The 15,092-nt window shown below is 72.0% G+C and carries 13 protein-coding genes; 3 read left to right on the forward strand and 10 right to left on the reverse strand.

The window, feature by feature from the left end; translation table 11 throughout:
* Positions 1-507: 507 nt before the first annotated feature.
* On the reverse strand, positions 508-1,584 hold the full coding sequence (locus ABGB05_RS10540) for an adenosine deaminase (RefSeq protein WP_347653038.1): 1,077 nt from the start codon (positions 1,582-1,584) through the stop codon (positions 508-510).
* A gap of 164 nt (positions 1,585-1,748) precedes the next feature.
* On the opposite strand from ABGB05_RS10540, the gene ABGB05_RS10545 reads away from it, so the two are divergent.
* Complete coding sequence (locus ABGB05_RS10545) at positions 1,749-2,639, forward strand: putative RNA methyltransferase (protein ID WP_347653039.1); 891 nt, start codon at positions 1,749-1,751, stop codon at positions 2,637-2,639.
* 143 nt (positions 2,640-2,782) lie between these two features.
* Here the strand turns inward: ABGB05_RS10545 and ABGB05_RS10550 are convergent, their stop codons facing one another.
* The 9 genes from ABGB05_RS10550 to ABGB05_RS10590 all read right to left on the reverse strand — a co-directional run bounded on the left by ABGB05_RS10550 (position 2,783) and on the right by ABGB05_RS10590 (position 13,468).
* Positions 2,783-3,463: a DUF4272 domain-containing protein gene (locus tag ABGB05_RS10550; RefSeq protein ID WP_347653040.1), complete on the reverse strand. Its 681-nt coding sequence runs from the start codon at positions 3,461-3,463 to the stop codon at positions 2,783-2,785.
* 231 nt (positions 3,464-3,694) lie between these two features.
* The gene (locus ABGB05_RS10555; RefSeq protein WP_347653041.1) at positions 3,695-4,975 is read right to left on the reverse strand and encodes a thymidine phosphorylase; all 1,281 of its coding nucleotides are present in this window, start codon (positions 4,973-4,975) and stop codon (positions 3,695-3,697) included.
* Positions 4,976-5,161: 186 nt separating this feature from the next.
* A complete protein-coding gene (locus ABGB05_RS10560) occupies positions 5,162-5,866 on the reverse strand; it encodes a cytidine deaminase (protein ID WP_347653074.1) in 705 nt (234 codons plus the stop codon).
* 30 nt (positions 5,867-5,896) lie between these two features.
* The gene (locus tag ABGB05_RS10565; RefSeq protein WP_347653042.1) at positions 5,897-7,174 is read right to left on the reverse strand and encodes an ABC transporter permease; all 1,278 of its coding nucleotides are present in this window, start codon (positions 7,172-7,174) and stop codon (positions 5,897-5,899) included.
* Between the two features lie 8 nt (positions 7,175-7,182).
* Positions 7,183-8,631, reverse strand: coding sequence for an ABC transporter permease (locus ABGB05_RS10570; RefSeq protein ID WP_347653043.1), 1,449 nt, complete (start codon positions 8,629-8,631; stop codon positions 7,183-7,185).
* Positions 8,628-10,433 carry an ABC transporter ATP-binding protein gene (locus ABGB05_RS10575; protein WP_347653044.1) on the reverse strand — a complete coding sequence of 602 codons (1,806 nt, stop codon included), beginning with the start codon at positions 10,431-10,433 and terminating at the stop codon, positions 8,628-8,630. The genes ABGB05_RS10570 and ABGB05_RS10575 overlap by 4 nt, the downstream gene beginning before the upstream one ends.
* 83 nt (positions 10,434-10,516) lie before the next feature.
* Positions 10,517-11,581 (reverse strand): BMP family ABC transporter substrate-binding protein, encoded by a 1,065-nt coding sequence (locus tag ABGB05_RS10580; RefSeq protein ID WP_347653075.1) that lies wholly within the window; start codon positions 11,579-11,581, stop codon positions 10,517-10,519.
* Between the two features lie 362 nt (positions 11,582-11,943).
* Entirely contained in the window at positions 11,944-12,285 is a 342-nt protein-coding gene (locus ABGB05_RS10585; RefSeq protein ID WP_347653045.1) for a hypothetical protein, read from the reverse strand.
* Between the two features lie 106 nt (positions 12,286-12,391).
* A complete protein-coding gene (locus ABGB05_RS10590) occupies positions 12,392-13,468 on the reverse strand; it encodes a hypothetical protein (RefSeq protein ID WP_347653046.1) in 1,077 nt (358 codons plus the stop codon).
* A gap of 101 nt (positions 13,469-13,569) precedes the next feature.
* On the opposite strand from ABGB05_RS10590, the gene ABGB05_RS10595 reads away from it, so the two are divergent.
* Both ABGB05_RS10595 and ABGB05_RS10600 read left to right on the forward strand, forming a co-directional pair.
* Positions 13,570-14,187 (forward strand): TetR/AcrR family transcriptional regulator, encoded by a 618-nt coding sequence (locus ABGB05_RS10595; RefSeq protein ID WP_347653047.1) that lies wholly within the window; start codon positions 13,570-13,572, stop codon positions 14,185-14,187.
* A gap of 141 nt (positions 14,188-14,328) precedes the next feature.
* Complete coding sequence (locus tag ABGB05_RS10600; protein WP_347653048.1) at positions 14,329-15,087, forward strand: DUF305 domain-containing protein; 759 nt, start codon at positions 14,329-14,331, stop codon at positions 15,085-15,087.
* Positions 15,088-15,092: the final 5 nt, after the last annotated feature.

Genomic DNA, 15,092 nt, shown 5'->3' on the forward strand with positions numbered 1-15,092 from the left:
GCTGAACAACCGACCCGGCCGGGTCGGACCTCCGAGATTCCATCACGCCACAACTCAAAGAGAAAGCCCAGGTTGTCACCAACCGGGAGCGCACCGAAATGTTCCCGCGCTTTGACAGCGGTCCGTCTTTTTGGTGTCACCCAGCGTAGTCACAAACTGTTTCTGCGTACGTCCCCCGTGGTCACCGCGGTTCGGATCCGGAAATCGTGCCCGATCCCTGATCCGAGGTCCCGCACCGCAACGCATCGAACGGTACCGGAACCCGTGCCACCCTACGCCCCCGCGTCCATCCAATGAGCCGGGGCCGGCCGGTCGCTTGCCGCCGCACGATTCGACACCGCCGTCGGCAGGGCGACCATCGCCCGCCGGCCCCGACAACAAGGCCGAAGTGCCGGATTACGCACTCCGTGCGGACCATCCGGCGACCGGCCGGCCAGGCCGTCCTGACCGGACCGGTACCGACGCCACCCGAAGGGCCGTCAACTTCTCGGACAACCCGCCGACGGATCAGGACAGCAGTTTGGCGTACGCCGGTTTGATCACCTCGTTGATGATGGCCAACCGCTCGTCGAACGGGATGAAGGCGCTCTTCATCGCGTTGACTGTGAACCACTGCAGCTCCGCGTAGCCGTAGCCGAACGCCTCCACGAGCAGGGCCATCTCCCGCGACATCGAGGTGCCGCTCATCAACCGGTTGTCGGTGTTGACGGTGACCCGGAACCGAAGGTCACGCAGCAGCCCGATGGGATGCTCGGCAATCGACGGCGCCGCCCCGGTCTGGACGTTTGACGACGGGCACAGTTCGAGCGGGATCCGCTTGTCCCGGACGTACGCGGCCAGCCGGCCGAGCACCGGCTCCGTGCCGGCGGTGATGTCGTCGACGATCCGTACGCCGTGCCCGAGCCGGTCCGCGCCGCACCACTGGATCGCCTGCCAGATCGACGGCAGGCCGAACGCCTCGCCGGCGTGGATGGTGAAGTGGAAGTTCTCCCGCTGGAGGTACTCGAAGGCGTCCAGGTGCCGGGTGGGCGGGAAGCCCGCCTCGGCGCCCGCGATGTCGAACCCGACCACCCCGACGTCCCGGTGCCGGACGGCGAGTTCGGCGATCTCCTGGGACCGGGCGGCGTGCCGCATCGCGGTGAGCAGGGTGCCGATCCGGATCGGCGACCCGGCCGCCGCGGCGGCGGCGGAACCCTCGGCGAATCCGGCCAGCACCGCCTCCACCACCTCGTCGAGGCTGAGCCCCCGCTCCAGGTGCTGCTCCGGGGCGAACCGGACCTCCGCGTAGACCACACCGTCGGCGGCCAGGTCGAGCGCGCACTCGGCGGCGACCCGACGCAGGCTCTCCGCCGTCTGCATCACCGCGACCGTGTGCGCGAACGTCTCCAGGTACCGTTCGAGCGACCCCGAGTCGGCCGCCTCGACGAACCACCGGCCGAGTTCCTCCGGATCGGTGGTCGGCAGCGGGTGCCCCACCGCGTCGGCGAGTTCGACCACGGTCGCCGGGCGCAGCCCGCCGTCGAGATGGTCGTGCAGCAACGCCTTGGGCACCCTGACGATGTCTTCGTAACCGATTACCGCCATGTGCCGACATTAGTGGCCCACCTCCGGCACCCCCGGCGGACCCCCGTACCGCCACGTCCCCGGCACCACCACCGGCGCCGGTCGGCCGGCACCGGCACACACCCTGCCGCCGACCGACGCCGGGTCCGGGCGGGCGTCGCTTCCGGCGCCACTATCGTGGCCTGGTGCCTCCCGAGATCCTGCGGCACCTCCGCTGCCCGCTCTGCGGTCAACCGCTGGCCCCGGTGCCGCCCGGTGCCGCGTCGGGGGCCACCGCGCTGCGCTGTCCGGCCGGGCACAGCTTCGACGTCGCGCGGCAGGGGTACGTGAACCTGACGGTGGGACGGGCCCCGCACTCGGGGGACACCGCCGCGATGGTGGCCGCCCGGGACGAGTTCCTCGGTGCCGGCCACTACGACCTCATCTCGACCACCCTCGCCGAGCTCGCCGCCACACCGACCGACCCCGCCACCGGGCCGGCAGACGGCGCTCGGACGGCGTACCCAGAACTGGTGGTCGACGCCGGAGCCGGCACCGGCTGGCACCTCGCCGCGGTGCTCGACGCCCTGCCCGGCGCCACCGGCCTGGCCCTGGACGTGTCGAAGCCGGCGCTGCGCCGCGCCGCCCGGGCGCACCCACGGGCCGGCGCCGTACTCTGCGACACCTGGCGGCGGCTCCCCCTGGCCGACGGCGCCGCCGATCTGGTGCTCAACGTCTTCGCCCCACGCAACGGCGCGGAGTTCCGGCGGGTGCTGCATCCCCGGGGCCGGCTGCTCGTGGTCACCCCGGCCGCCGACCACCTGCGCGAACTGGTCGACGCGCTCGCCCTGCTCCGGGTCGACCCGGCCAAGGAGGAACGGGTCGCCGACAGCCTGACGCCCTACTTCACGCCGGGGCCCGTCACGGTACGACGCGACACGCTGCGGCTCACCCGGGCCGAGGTACGCACCCTGGTCGGGATGGGTCCGAGCGCCTGGCACACCGCCCCGGAACCGCTCGACGCACGGATCGACGCGCTTTCCGAGCCGGTGACCGTCACCGCCGCGGTCCGCATCGCCGTCTACCGACCCCGCTGAGCATCCCGCCCCCCGGACAGCCCGCCCCTCGGGACAACCCGCCGCCCCGGACAGCCGGGCCGGTGGCGCCGGGGTCAGGTGGACCGACAGGATCAGGTCGACCGACAGGATCAGGTCGACCGACGGGATCACCCGGAGCAGGGTCAGGTGGAAAGGTCGACCTCTTCCCAGCCGGCCGGCGGATCGTGGAACGGCCCCCGGAAGACGACCGCCCACTCCAGCGCCCACCGCCGCTGCCCGATCGCGTTGCTGTCGATCATGCCGGGCAACCGGAGCCCCTGCCGCTCGGCCTCCAGGTACGCCCAGTCCAGGCAGTAGTAGAGGTCGAGCACGCCGGCGACCTCCACCGCGTCCCGGGGCGCTGCCAGGGAGCGCGCCCGCCACTCGTTGAAGGTCTCCCCGGCGGGCAGGTTCGGCAGCCGCACCATGAGCCGGTCGTCGGAGGGCGCGGTCGGGTCCAGGTGCCGGCTCAGCCCGAGCACCCAGGCCAGCGCGAAGACCGCGTCGTGGTGCAGGACGAACGACCGGTGGTCCCCCCGGTCCCCCGCCACGAACTGCCACTCCGGCGGCGTGACCAACTCCACCAGGTGCGAGCCGAGCAGCCACCCCATCCCGGTCTCGGCCGACATCCCGAAGCACCGGGCCAGCACCAGGTGCAGAACGGCGACGCGGGCCTCGAGCTCGCCGGTGGGTCGCAACTCGACGGTGTCCCCCGGCTCCCACACCAGCGGGAACTGTTCCGGAGGCAGCGGCAGACCCAGCCGGCTCAACTCGGCCACGTTGGCCGCACGGACCGCCTGGGGGTCGGGAACGGGCACGCTCACAGCGGTAGGTCCTGTCGGGTCAGGGTCCGTCCGGTGCGGCCGCGACGTGACCCCGGGTGGCTGCCCGGACCGATGTCGAACCGGGCCCGGTGGAAGTCCCCCGGGCGACGGAGAATAGCCGCTCGGCGGGGACCCGCACCGGCCGCCCCGCCCACCGTCGACGATGCCGGCCGGGCCGGTCGGCAACCATCGCCGGTCCGGTCGGGGCGGCCAGGCGATCGGGCGACGCGGTCAGGCGATCCGGTCGATGACCAGCGGCGCCACGGTCGGCCGCTGCGCCGAGACCAGCACCGCCGCCTCGGCGTCGGCCCGGGCCGCCGGAATCCGCGCCGGATCGTCGGCCCGCAGCTCGTACAGCGGGTCACCGGCCCGGACCGGGTCACCGGGCCGGCGGTGCAGCACCACGCCGGCGGCGGCGCTGACCGGATCCTCCTTACGGGCCCGGCCCGCACCGAGCCGCCACGCCGCGATCCCGATGCCGTACGCGTCGACGGCGGAGACAAAACCGTCCCGGTCGGCCCGGACGACCTCCACCTCGGCGGCGACCGGCAGCGGGGCGTCCGGGTCCCCGCCCTGGGCCCGGACCATGGTCCGCCACACGTCCATCGCCCGGCCGTCACGCAGCGCCCGCTCCGGGTCCGCGTCCGGCAGCCCGGCCGCGGCGAGCATCTCCCGGGCCAGCGCCAGGGTCAGCTCCACCACGTCGGCGGGACCGCCGCCGGCGAGCACCTCGACCGACTCGGTCACCTCGACCGCGTTGCCGACCGCCAGCCCCAACGGGGTCGACATGTCGGTGAGCAGGGCGACCGTCCGTACGCCGTGTGCGGTGCCGAGCTCCACCATGGTGCGGGCCAGCTCCCGGGCGTCCGACTCGGCCTTCATGAACGCACCCGAGCCGACCTTCACGTCGAGCACCAGCGCCCCGGTCCCCTCCGCGATCTTCTTGCTCATGATCGAGCTCGCGATCAGCGGGATCGCCTCCACGGTGCCGGTCACGTCGCGCAGGGCGTACAGCTTGCGGTCGGCCGGGGCGAGCCCCTCCCCGGCCGCGCAGATCACCGCGCCGACCTCGCCGAGCTGCCGGATGAACTCGTCGTTGCCGAGCGTCGCCCGCCACCCCGGGATCGACTCCAGTTTGTCCAGCGTGCCGCCGGTGTGCCCGAGCCCCCGCCCGGACAGCTGCGGTACCGCGGCCCCACACGCCGCGACCAGCGGGGTCAGCGGCAGGGTGATCTTGTCGCCGACGCCGCCGGTGGAGTGCTTGTCCACGGTCGGCCGGGCGACCCCGGACAGGTCCAGCCGCTCCCCGCTGGCGATCATCGCGGCGGTCCACCGGGCGATCTCGGCGGGAGTCATCCCGCGCAGCAGGATCGCCATGGCCAGCGCCGACATCTGCTCGTCCGCGACCTGCCCCCGGGTGTACGCGTCCACCACCCAGTCGATCTGACCGTCGGAGAGCACCCCACCGTCCCGCTTGGTCCGGATCACGTCGACCGCGGCGTACGTTTTCACCGTTGTTTCCTCTTCCTCATGGTTGTACCGGGCGGCAGCCGAACTCTGTGGGTTGTACCGGCCGGCAGCCGGACTCCCGGGCCACGCAGAGCCGGGGGCGACCGTGCCCGGCGCAGGGATCAAGCCTGACCGCCCGGAGCCGGGAACGGTCGCCCCCGGCCCCACCTCGGAGCCGGGGAGGGCGGCTCAGCCCACCCAGCGCGCCGGGATCTCCGCCGGCGGCTCCCCCTCGCCGGCCCAGAACATCGCGCCGTCCGCGTCGACCACCACCACCCGGGGCGTACGGGCCTGCGCCCAGGTGATCGCCTCGGCGACGTCGGTCCAGGTCGGCGCCTCCTCCAGCACCCCGGTCGGGGCACCTTCGGCGTCACCGGCGGCCCGCTCCCAGTAGCCGGTCCAGATCTGCCGGCCGCCGGAGACGTCCGGGTGCAGGAAAACGGTGCCCCGCCCCCGCCAGGCCGCCAACGCCTCCGGCACGCTCGGCACCTTCGCCGAGGTCGCCATCGCCGCCAGGTCCTCCGCCCCGAAGGCGTACGGCAGCAGCTCCGTCATCCGTAGCGGCCGGGGTTCCGCCTCTACCTGGAGTTCCGGGCCACCGTGCTCCCAGAGCAGTTGCCGGCACCGGCCGCAGGGCATCAGCGGCGCGCCGTTCGCGTCGACACAGGAGAACGCGACCAGCTTTCCGCCACCGGAGGCGTGCAGTGCGGAGACCAGTCCACACTCGGCGCAGAGCGTGACGCCGTACGAGGCGTTCTCCACGTTGCAGCCGACCACGATCCGGCCGTCGTCGACGAGTGCCGCCGCCCCGACCGGATAGTTCGAGTACGGCGCGTACGCGTGCCGCATCGCCTCGGTCGCGGCGGCCCGCAGCGTCACCCAGTCAATCTCCATCGTCACGCCACCATCCTGCCCCGCCGCTGGTCAGCCCTTGATGTAGGGCTTGCCGTCGGCGGCCGGGGCCCGTACCTTGCCGACCAGCCCGGCCACCGCGAGCAGGGTGGCGAGGTACGGCAGCATGGCGAGGAACTCGCTGGGGATGGTGCTGTTGATCGCGCTGAGGTAGGTGCCGAGCTGGTCGGCGAAGCCGAAGAAGAGCGCGGCCAGCAGGGCGCCGGTCGGGCTCCACCGTCCGAAGATCAGCGCGGCGAGGGCGATGAAACCCTTTCCGCCGATCATGTTCTTGGTGAAGGTGTAGAGCGCCAGGGTGTAGGAGGCGCCGCCGACCCCGGCGACCATGCCGGCCAGCAGCACGTTCCGGTAGCGCAGCGCCAGGACCTTCACCCCGAGGGTGTCGGCGGCGGTCGGGTGCTCGCCGACCGACCGGGTCCGCAGCCCCCACCGGGTCCGGAACAGCGCGACGTGGATCACCACCACCAGGATCAGCGCCAGGTAGAGGAAGATGTTGCCGCTGAACAGCGCCGGGCCGAGCACCGGGATGTCGGAGAGGACCGGGATCGGCCACGCCTCGAACCTCGGCGGCTGGTTGTACTTCGCGGCGTCGGGCTGCATCAGCCGTTCGTAGAGGAAGCCGGTCAGGCCGACCGCGAAGAGGTTCAACACGATTCCCATCACGACCTGGTCGACCAGGTACCGGATGGTGAAGACCGCCAGCAGCAGCGAGATCAGCGCGCCGCCGAGCGCGGCGGCGACCAGACCGAGCCAGGCGCTGGCCGCCATGGTGCCGACCAGGGCGCCGGCGAAGGCGCCCATCAGCAGCTGCCCCTCGATCGCCACGTTCACCACGCCGGACCGCTCGCAGAGCACGCCGGCGAGAGAACCGAAGATCAGCGGCAGGGCGAGGATGAAGGTGCCCCGGACGATGTTGACCAGCGGCATGAAGTTCTGGTCCGGCGGCGCGGCCGAGACCTGCCAGCACAGGAACGAGAGCACCACGCCGACCACGGCGACGCCGAGCAGCGGGGTGAACCAGCGCTTCGAGAGCCCGGCCAGCAGGGCCGCCCCGGCCGCCGCCGCGACGAGTCCGAAGAGGATCGCACCGACGGTCCCGTTGATCGCCACCGAGGCGCCACCGGCGTCCTCGCTGAGGGTGAACCGGGCGTCCGCGCCGGTGGCGAGGGCGCCGAACAGCACCGCGGCGACGAGGCCGAGCAGCATCGCGCCGGCGCCGACCTTACGGTCGCGGGTCCAGAAGCCCGGTCGTACGGTGACCGCGACGTCCTCGACAGTCATCGTGGACATGGAGTGTGTCACCAGCCCTTCGCCATGCTCGTCTGGAGTCGGGCGGCCCGGGCGGCCCGGAGCCCGAAGATCGCCTTCACCAGTGCCGGTGCGGCGATGAAGATGACGATCAGCGCCTGCAGCACGGTGACCAGTTCCAGCGAGACGCTGGCGTACGACTGCATCCGGTTGCCGCCCGCCTGCAGGGCGCCGAAGAGCAGTGCGGCGAGCGCGACGCCCCACGGTTTCACCCGGCCGAGCAGGGCGACGAGGATGCCGTCGAAGCCGATCTGGGCGACCACCAGCGGGGTGAGTGCGGTGGCGGTGCTGCCGAGCACCATGTTCGCGCCGCCGAGGCCGGAGAGCGCACCGGCGATCACCATGACCAGGACGTACGTCTTTGCGACGCTGATCCCGGCGGTCCGGGCCGCCTCCGGGTTGGCGCCGACCGCCCGCAGTTCGAAGCCGAACGTGGAGCGGTTGAGCAGCCAGGAGATCGCCCAGGTGGCACCGACCGCCAGCACGATGCCGAGGTGTACCCGCAGGTCGCCGCCGAGCAGTCGGGGCAGTTGGGCGGAGCCGTCGACGGAGCGGCTGATCGCGTCGGTCCGGTCCGGCGCGTGCACCCCGTGCTGCATGATGATCCAGGCCAGGAAGTACGTGGCGACGTAGTTGAGCATGATCGTGGTGATCACCTCGTGCGCGCCGGTCCGGGCCTTGAGGAAGCCGGAGGCGAAGCCCCAGACCGCACCGCCGAGGGCACCGGCGACCAGGGCCACGACCAGGTGTACGACCGGCGGCAGCGGCAGCAGGAAGCCGGCCAGCGCGGCCAGGATCACGCCGATCGTCGCCTGGCCCTGGGCACCGATGTTGAACAGGCCGCCCCGGAAGGCGAGCGAGACCGCCAGACCGGTGAAGACCAGCGGGGCGGTGTAGGTGAGCGTCTCCGAGATCGGGGCGAAGACCGGCTGCCAGCCGTTGGTGCCGTTGATCCAGCCGGTGACCGCGGCCGGGTCGACGATCGCGCCCTTGAACAGGTTGGCGTACGCGTCGCTGACCACCGCCCAGCTCGCGTTGAGCGCGTCGGAGGGCCGGGCGGTGAAGTAGCTGAAGGTGTGCAGCACGTCCGGGTCGGAGATGATGATCAGGATCGCCCCGATCACCATCGCCAGCACGATGGCGAGCACGGTGACGGTCACCGTGTTCGCCGACCAGAGGTTGCGGACGAAGAGCTTCAGCAGCAGCGAGGCGCCGCCGTCCCGGTCGGTCAGCGGGGCGTCCCCGCCGCGCCGGGCGGGCTCGGTGCCGTCGTCGGTCGCCGGTGTGGCACCGGCCTGATCCGCCGTGCCGGTGGCCTCGGCGGTGCCGGTCACCTGCTCGGTGTCGGCTCCGGTCCCGGTCACCTTCTCGGTGTCGGGGCCAGCGCCGTCCGGGTTCTCCCGGGGGGACGGTACCCCGGGCGTGTTGACGTCGGTCATCGGGTTTCCTCGCTACCAGGAACGTCGGTGCGGCCGGCCCCCTCGACGGCCGGTTCGGTCACCTCGGCGGACTCGGCCCCGTCGACCGGCGACGTGGCCGGGTCGGCAGACCCCGCCCCCTCGGCGGCCGACCCGGTCGCCTCGGTGCCGGTCACGCCGGCCATCAACAGTCCGATCTCCTCACGGGGCGTCTCCGGACCGACGACGCCGATGATCCGGCCCCGGTACATCACGGCGACCCGGTCGGCGAGGCCGATCACCTCGTCCAGTTCGCTGGAGACGAGCAGTACGGCGGTGCCCATGTCCCGCTCGTGGATGATCCGGCGGTGGATGAACTCGATCGAGCCGACGTCCACGCCCCGGGTGGGCTGGGCGGCCACGAAGAGCTTGAGCGGCCGGGACATCTCCCGGGCGATGATCACCTTCTGCTGGTTGCCGCCGGAGAGGGTCCCGACGGGTGCGTCGGCGGACGGGGTCCGGACGTCGAACTCGGGGATCCGCTCCCGGGCCGACGCGGCGATCGCCTCCGGCCTGAGCACCAGTCCGGCCCCGAACGGCGGCTGGTCGTAGATGTCCAGCACCAGGTTCTCGGCGACGCTGAACTCCTTGACCAGGCCGTCGACGCTGCGGTCCTCGGGAACGTACCCGACGCCGGCCCGGAGCACCCGCTTGGTGGGCCAGCCGTCGATCCGCTCCCCGGCCAGCGTCACCGAACCGCTCAGCAGCGGCCGGAGGCCCATCAGCGCCTCGATCAGCTCGGTCTGGCCGTTGCCCTGCACACCCGCGATGCCGAGCACCTCGCCGGCCCGTACGGTCAGGTCGACGCCGTCGACCGCCCGGACCGACCGGTCGTCGTCGACGACCAGGCCCTCGACCTCCAGCACCGGGGCACCTGGCGCGGCGGCGGCCTTCTCCACGGTGAGGTTGACGGTACGACCCACCATCAGCGCGGCGAGTTCGTCCTCGCTCGCGTCCGGGTCGGCCGTGCCGACGGTCCGACCCCGGCGGATCACGGTGATCCGGTCCGCGATCGCCTTCACTTCCTTGAGCTTGTGGGTGATGAAGACGATCGACTTGCCGGTCTCCTTGAGCGCCCGCATGACGGTGAGGAGTTCCTCGGTCTCCTGCGGGGTCAGCACGGCGGTCGGCTCGTCCAGGATCAGCAGGTCGACGTCCCGGGTGAGGGCCTTGACGATCTCGACCCGCTGCTGCACGCCGACCGGCAGGTCCTCGACGACGGCGTCCGGGTCGACCCGCAGGTTGTACCGGCTGGACACCTCGGCCACCTGGCGCCGGGCCCGCCGCCGGTCGAGGAAACCGAGCAGCCCGCCCCGGACCTGTTCCGCGCCGAGCATGATGTTCTCGGCCACGGTGAAGACCGGGACCAGCATGAAGTGCTGGTGCACCATGCCGATGCCGGCGCCGATGGCGTCGCCGGGGCCCTTGGCCCGCAGCGGTCGGCCGTCGACCAGGATCTCCCCTTCGTCCGGCTGCAGGAGTCCGTACAGCACGTTCATCAGGGTCGACTTGCCCGCGCCGTTCTCCCCGAGCAGCGCGTGAATCTCTCCGGGCTCCACCGTCAGATCGATGTGGTCGTTGGCGACCAAATCACCGAACCGCTTGGTGATGCCGCGCAGTTCGAGTCTCAGCGCAACCTCCAGGGAGTGCGGGGGGATGCTGCAGCCTAGCTGCTGGTAGGCCCGGTTGACAGGGGACCGTTCGGCGGTCGTGACGGCCTGTTCGGCCGTCCGGTGGGTGGCGTGAAAACCGGCCGCCCCGGCCCGGTGGAAAATGCTTCCCACCAGGGTCGGAGCGGCCGGATCGTCCTTTTCAACGCCGGCCCGGTCGGCCGCCGGTGACCACCGGTTCGGCCGACCCGGTGGTGTTACTTCGGCTGTGCGTCCGAGCTGACCTTGACGGTGCCGGCGGCGATGTCGGTCTTGAGCTTCTCGACCTCAGCCTTCAGCTCCGCCGGGACCTTGCTGTCGAACTCGTGGTACGGGGCGAGCGAGACGCCGTTGTTGGCCAGGGTGCCGAGGTAGCCGGGGTCGTGGGCCAGCTTCTCGCCCTTGGCCGCCGTCACCACCGCGTCCTTCACCGCGTCCTTGATGTTCTTGACCACGGTGGTGAGCAGCGCCGCGCAGTTCTGGGTGCTCTCGCAGCCGTCGACGTCGACCCAGATCACCGAGTACTTGCCGCCGGCCGCCTGGGCCGCCGCCGTGGTGCCGAGACCCGCCGCGCCGGCGACCGGCATGACGATGTCGGCGCCCTGGGCGACCAGCGTGTCGCTGATCTTCTTGCCCTCGTCCTGCTTGACGAAGTCGTTGGTGAACGAGCCGTTCTGGCTGGCCTTGTTCCAGCCGAGCAGCTGGACGTTCTTGCCCTTGGCCTGGTTGTAGTAGGCGACGCCGTCCGCGAAACCGTCCATGAAGATGGTCACCGGCGGGATCTTCATGCCGCCGTAGGTGCCGACCTTGCCGGTCTTGGTCATCCCGGCGGCGAGGTAGCCGGCCTGGAAGGCGGCCTGCGCGGTGTCGAACTGCATCGGGAAGACGTTGCTCTCCGGCAGCTTGGCGTCGACGATGCCGAACTGCTGGTCCGGGTGCGCCTTGGCGATCTTGGAGGTGGCGTTGCCCATCAGCCCACCGACGGCGAGGATGAAGTCGCAGTCCTGGTTGACGTACTGGGTCAGGTTGGGCTCGTAGTCGGCCTCGGCCTTGGACGCCACGTACTTGATGTCGATATTGCTGTCGGCGGCCTTCGCCGCTTCCAGACCGGCCCACGCCGAGGTGTTGAACGACTTGTCGTCGATGCCCCCGACGTCGGTGACCATGCAGGCGGTGTACTTCTCGGCCGCCGTGCCGCCGGCGTTGTTCTCCTCCGGAGCCTGGCCACACGCGGCGGCACCGAGCGCGAGCCCGCCTACCGCGAGTACCCCGACGATCCGCATCCCACGCGCAGTGCGCAAGACGGTCTCCTTCCCATTGCACACCGCCCACTGCGGTGGCTGCCCTTTGTGCCGGCCTGCTGCGCTGCCGCCGGCGTCCCACGTTACGGACGGGAGCGTACGCCCGCACCAGTCCACCGGCCGACAATCGTGCCTGACTGTTGAACGCCCGTTACCCTTACGTAACTTCGGGGTGCGCGAGATCACTTCGTGACCCGCCCGATGCCGGACCAGGTCCACCGGAGCGTCCCTTTTCCGCCTGTTCCGGCCGGCCGCAGGTGACGCGCAGTTGACCAACAGGGGCCCCCGGAATGACCTCGACCAGGGCCGATGAGTCCGGCCCTGGTCGACGTACCGCCCGGGGTTCAGCGCCAGAAGACCGCGACCGCCGCGTTGACCAGGGTCAAGCCGATGATCGCCAGGAAGTGGCCCTTGTTGACCACCTCGCGCTTACGGGAGAAGAACACCATCACAAAGATCATCAGTGCGATCACCAGCTTGGTGGCCAGCTTGGCCGGCGACGGTTCGTCGCCGTCCCGCAGCGGCGCGGCGAGGCCGAGCCCGGTCACCAGTTGGATGACCGCACCCCAGAGCATCAGGGGATTGATCCGCAGCCGGCCGGTGACGTACTGCCCGACCGCACCGCCGAGCAGCAGCGCGAAACCGATCAGGTGCGCGTAGAGGAGTATCAGTCGGAGAGGTTCCACGCGCCCATCCTGCCCCATCCGCCACCGGCCGGCCCGCCCGGAACAGGGGCCACGGCCGATCCGGCCCGTCCCGCGCCAACCGGGAACGGCCGGGTCCGGGGCCGGATCACCCGCTCTGGGCGGTCAGGCTTGATCCCGTCGCGGGCGATCCGGCCCCGGCCCCCCAGGCCCGCCCACCGACCGGCTCGGGCCGGTCCCTGGCGGTCGCGTCCGGTGCCGGGCCGTCCGGCACCGGCCGGGTCCGCGCGACGCAGGTGAGCAGCAGCCCGAGCCCGGCGTAGCCGACCAGGACCAGCATCGGTCCGGTCGCCCCGGCCCCGTCGAAGAATCCGGTCGACCGCAGCAGGGTGCCGCCGGCACCGACCGGCAGCCACTGCCCGACCGTGCCCCACGGCTGCGGCAGCAGTTCCGGCGCGGCGGAGACCGCGGACAGCGGGTTGCCGACCAGGAAGACCAGGACTGCACCGAGGCCGAGTCCGGGCCGACCGAGTGCGCTGCCGAGCCCGGTCACGGTGGCCGCGATCGCCAGCGTGGTCAGCGCGATCGCCGCACCGTTGCGCAGCGGGTCGCCGGGTAGCACGCCGAGCCAGCCCTGCAGCACCAGCGGCCCGGCGACACCGGCCAGCAGCCCGAAGCCGAACAGCCCGAGCAGCCGGGCGGTCCGGCCGGCGACCAGCAGGGTGAGCAGCGCTCCGGCCAGCAGGCTGGTCAGCGCGAGCGGCAGGAACCCGGCGGCGAAGCCACCGCCCCGGGGGTCGTCGGGATCGGCGGGGACGACCTCGACCACTCGGACAGGGGCGCCGGTCGGGGGCTGCCCGACGGCCTGGCTGAGCAGCGCCGCCACCGTGGGACTGGCTCCGGGTGCGGTGTGCAGGGCCGGTCCGTCCGGGCCGGCGACGAGGGCGGCGTACGCCTCGCGGTCGCGCAGCGCCCGGTCGGCGGCCGGGCCGTCGGGCAGTCGGATGACCGTGAAGCTGCCCGGCGGGGCGGCGGCGGCCAACCGCGCGGCGAGTTGGTCGGCGACGGGTGCCGGTCCGGCGACCACGACCGGCAGGTCGCGCGGGGCCAGGTTGGCGGCGGGACCGGCGAACAGGGGTACGAGCAGCGACTGCAGCAGGACCACTGCGACGGCGACCAGCGCGGCCAGCGCCAACGGTGATCGGGGACGGGTGGGTCGGATCATCTCCGGACTCCTCTAAAACGAATACTCGCTCTTTTAAGCTCCAGGCTCCTCCCGGAGGCATCGACGCGTCAAGAACGAATCCTCGTTTTACAGTGTGTGGCGTGCCACGCGTCTCCGACGAACACCTGGCCGCCCGACGGCAACAGATCCTCGACGCCGCCTGGCGCTGCTTCCTGCGCAACGGCTTCCACGCCACGTCCATGCAGGACGTGATCAACGAGGCCGGACTCTCCGTCGGCGCGGTCTACCGGTACTTCCGCAGTAAGCACGAACTGGTCACCTCGATCGCCGAGTCCGTCCTCGACGGCGCGGACGAACTGTTCGGCGCGCTCGCCGCGGCCGAGCACCCACCGCCCCTGCTGGAGGTGGCCGATCGGGCGCTCGAGTTCGTCGACTCCCAGCTCGGACCGGACGGCGCGTTCCGGCTCGCCGTACAGGTCTGGTCGGAATCGCTGCGCGACCCGGCGCTGGCCGACTTCGTCTCCCGGATGTACGCCGGGTTCCGCGGCCATTTCGTGACCCTCGCCCGACGCGCCCGGGAGGCCGGCGAGCTGCCCCCGGACGCGGATCCCGAGGCGGTGGGCGCGGTCCTGTTCGGCTTGCTCCCCGGATACGCGCTGCAACGGCTGCTCTCCGCCGGGCCGGACCGCCAGACCTACCTCACCGGGCTACGGGCCATGCTGGACCAGCACGTCGGGCACGCCGGCCCGGCCCGCTGACCTCGACGCCCCACCGGGCAGGACGCTTCCGGTCCACAACCGGCCGGGCTAACATCGGCCAACCACCGGGATCGCAACATACGATCTTGAGAAAGCCCCGGCTACGCCGCGAACCGGCCGGCGGCGGACGGGAGTCGCGCTGTGGTGTTGCCGAAGAGCAGGATCCGGGACGGTCGCTCGCGGGCGCTGACGCTCGTGGTGCTCGTCGAGGTGGTCGCGGTGCTGCTGGCCGGTGGTACGGCCCTGCTCCTCGGCGCCTCGGACGAGCCGGCTGCGCCAACCGCACGCCCGACCACCACCACGCCGAGCGCGGCGGCACCGACCACCCCACCGGCGACCGGCGACCCGAGCGCCCCGATCCTGCAACCCGGCCGGCCCGGCGAGTCGGCCCAGGTGCTCGACCCCGGCCAGGTGACCCCGGGGCCCGGACCGACCCACAACACCGCCGACCTCCGCTTCGTCCAGATGATGATCCCCCACCACGAGCAGGCCCTGGAGATGGCCGCTCTGGTCCCGCAGCGGGCCGGCAGCGCCGGCGTGATCGCCGTCGCCGACCGGATCAGGTCCGCGCAGCAGCCCGAGGTGGAGGTGTTGCGGAGCTGGCTGCGGGACCGTGGCTTCCCGGTCCCGGAGGGGCACACCGGCCACGACCCCGGGGCCATGCACGGCATGCAGACCCCGGAGGCGATCGCCGCGCTGGCCGGCATGACCGGCACCGACTTCGACCGCCGGTTCGTGGAGATGATGACCGCACACCACGAGGGCGCCATCGCGATGGCGCAGGAGGTGCTGACCAGCGGCGTCAACCAGCAGATCCGGGAACTGGCCCGCAACATCGCCTTCGAACAGGCCGTCGAGGTCAGCCGGATGCGCGAGGTCCTCGCCCCGCCGGCCCGGTGAGGGCC

It is taken from the genome of Plantactinospora sp. B5E13 (genome assembly GCF_039871775.1).
In the GTDB taxonomy this organism is placed as follows: Bacteria; Actinomycetota; Actinomycetes; order Mycobacteriales; family Micromonosporaceae; genus Plantactinospora.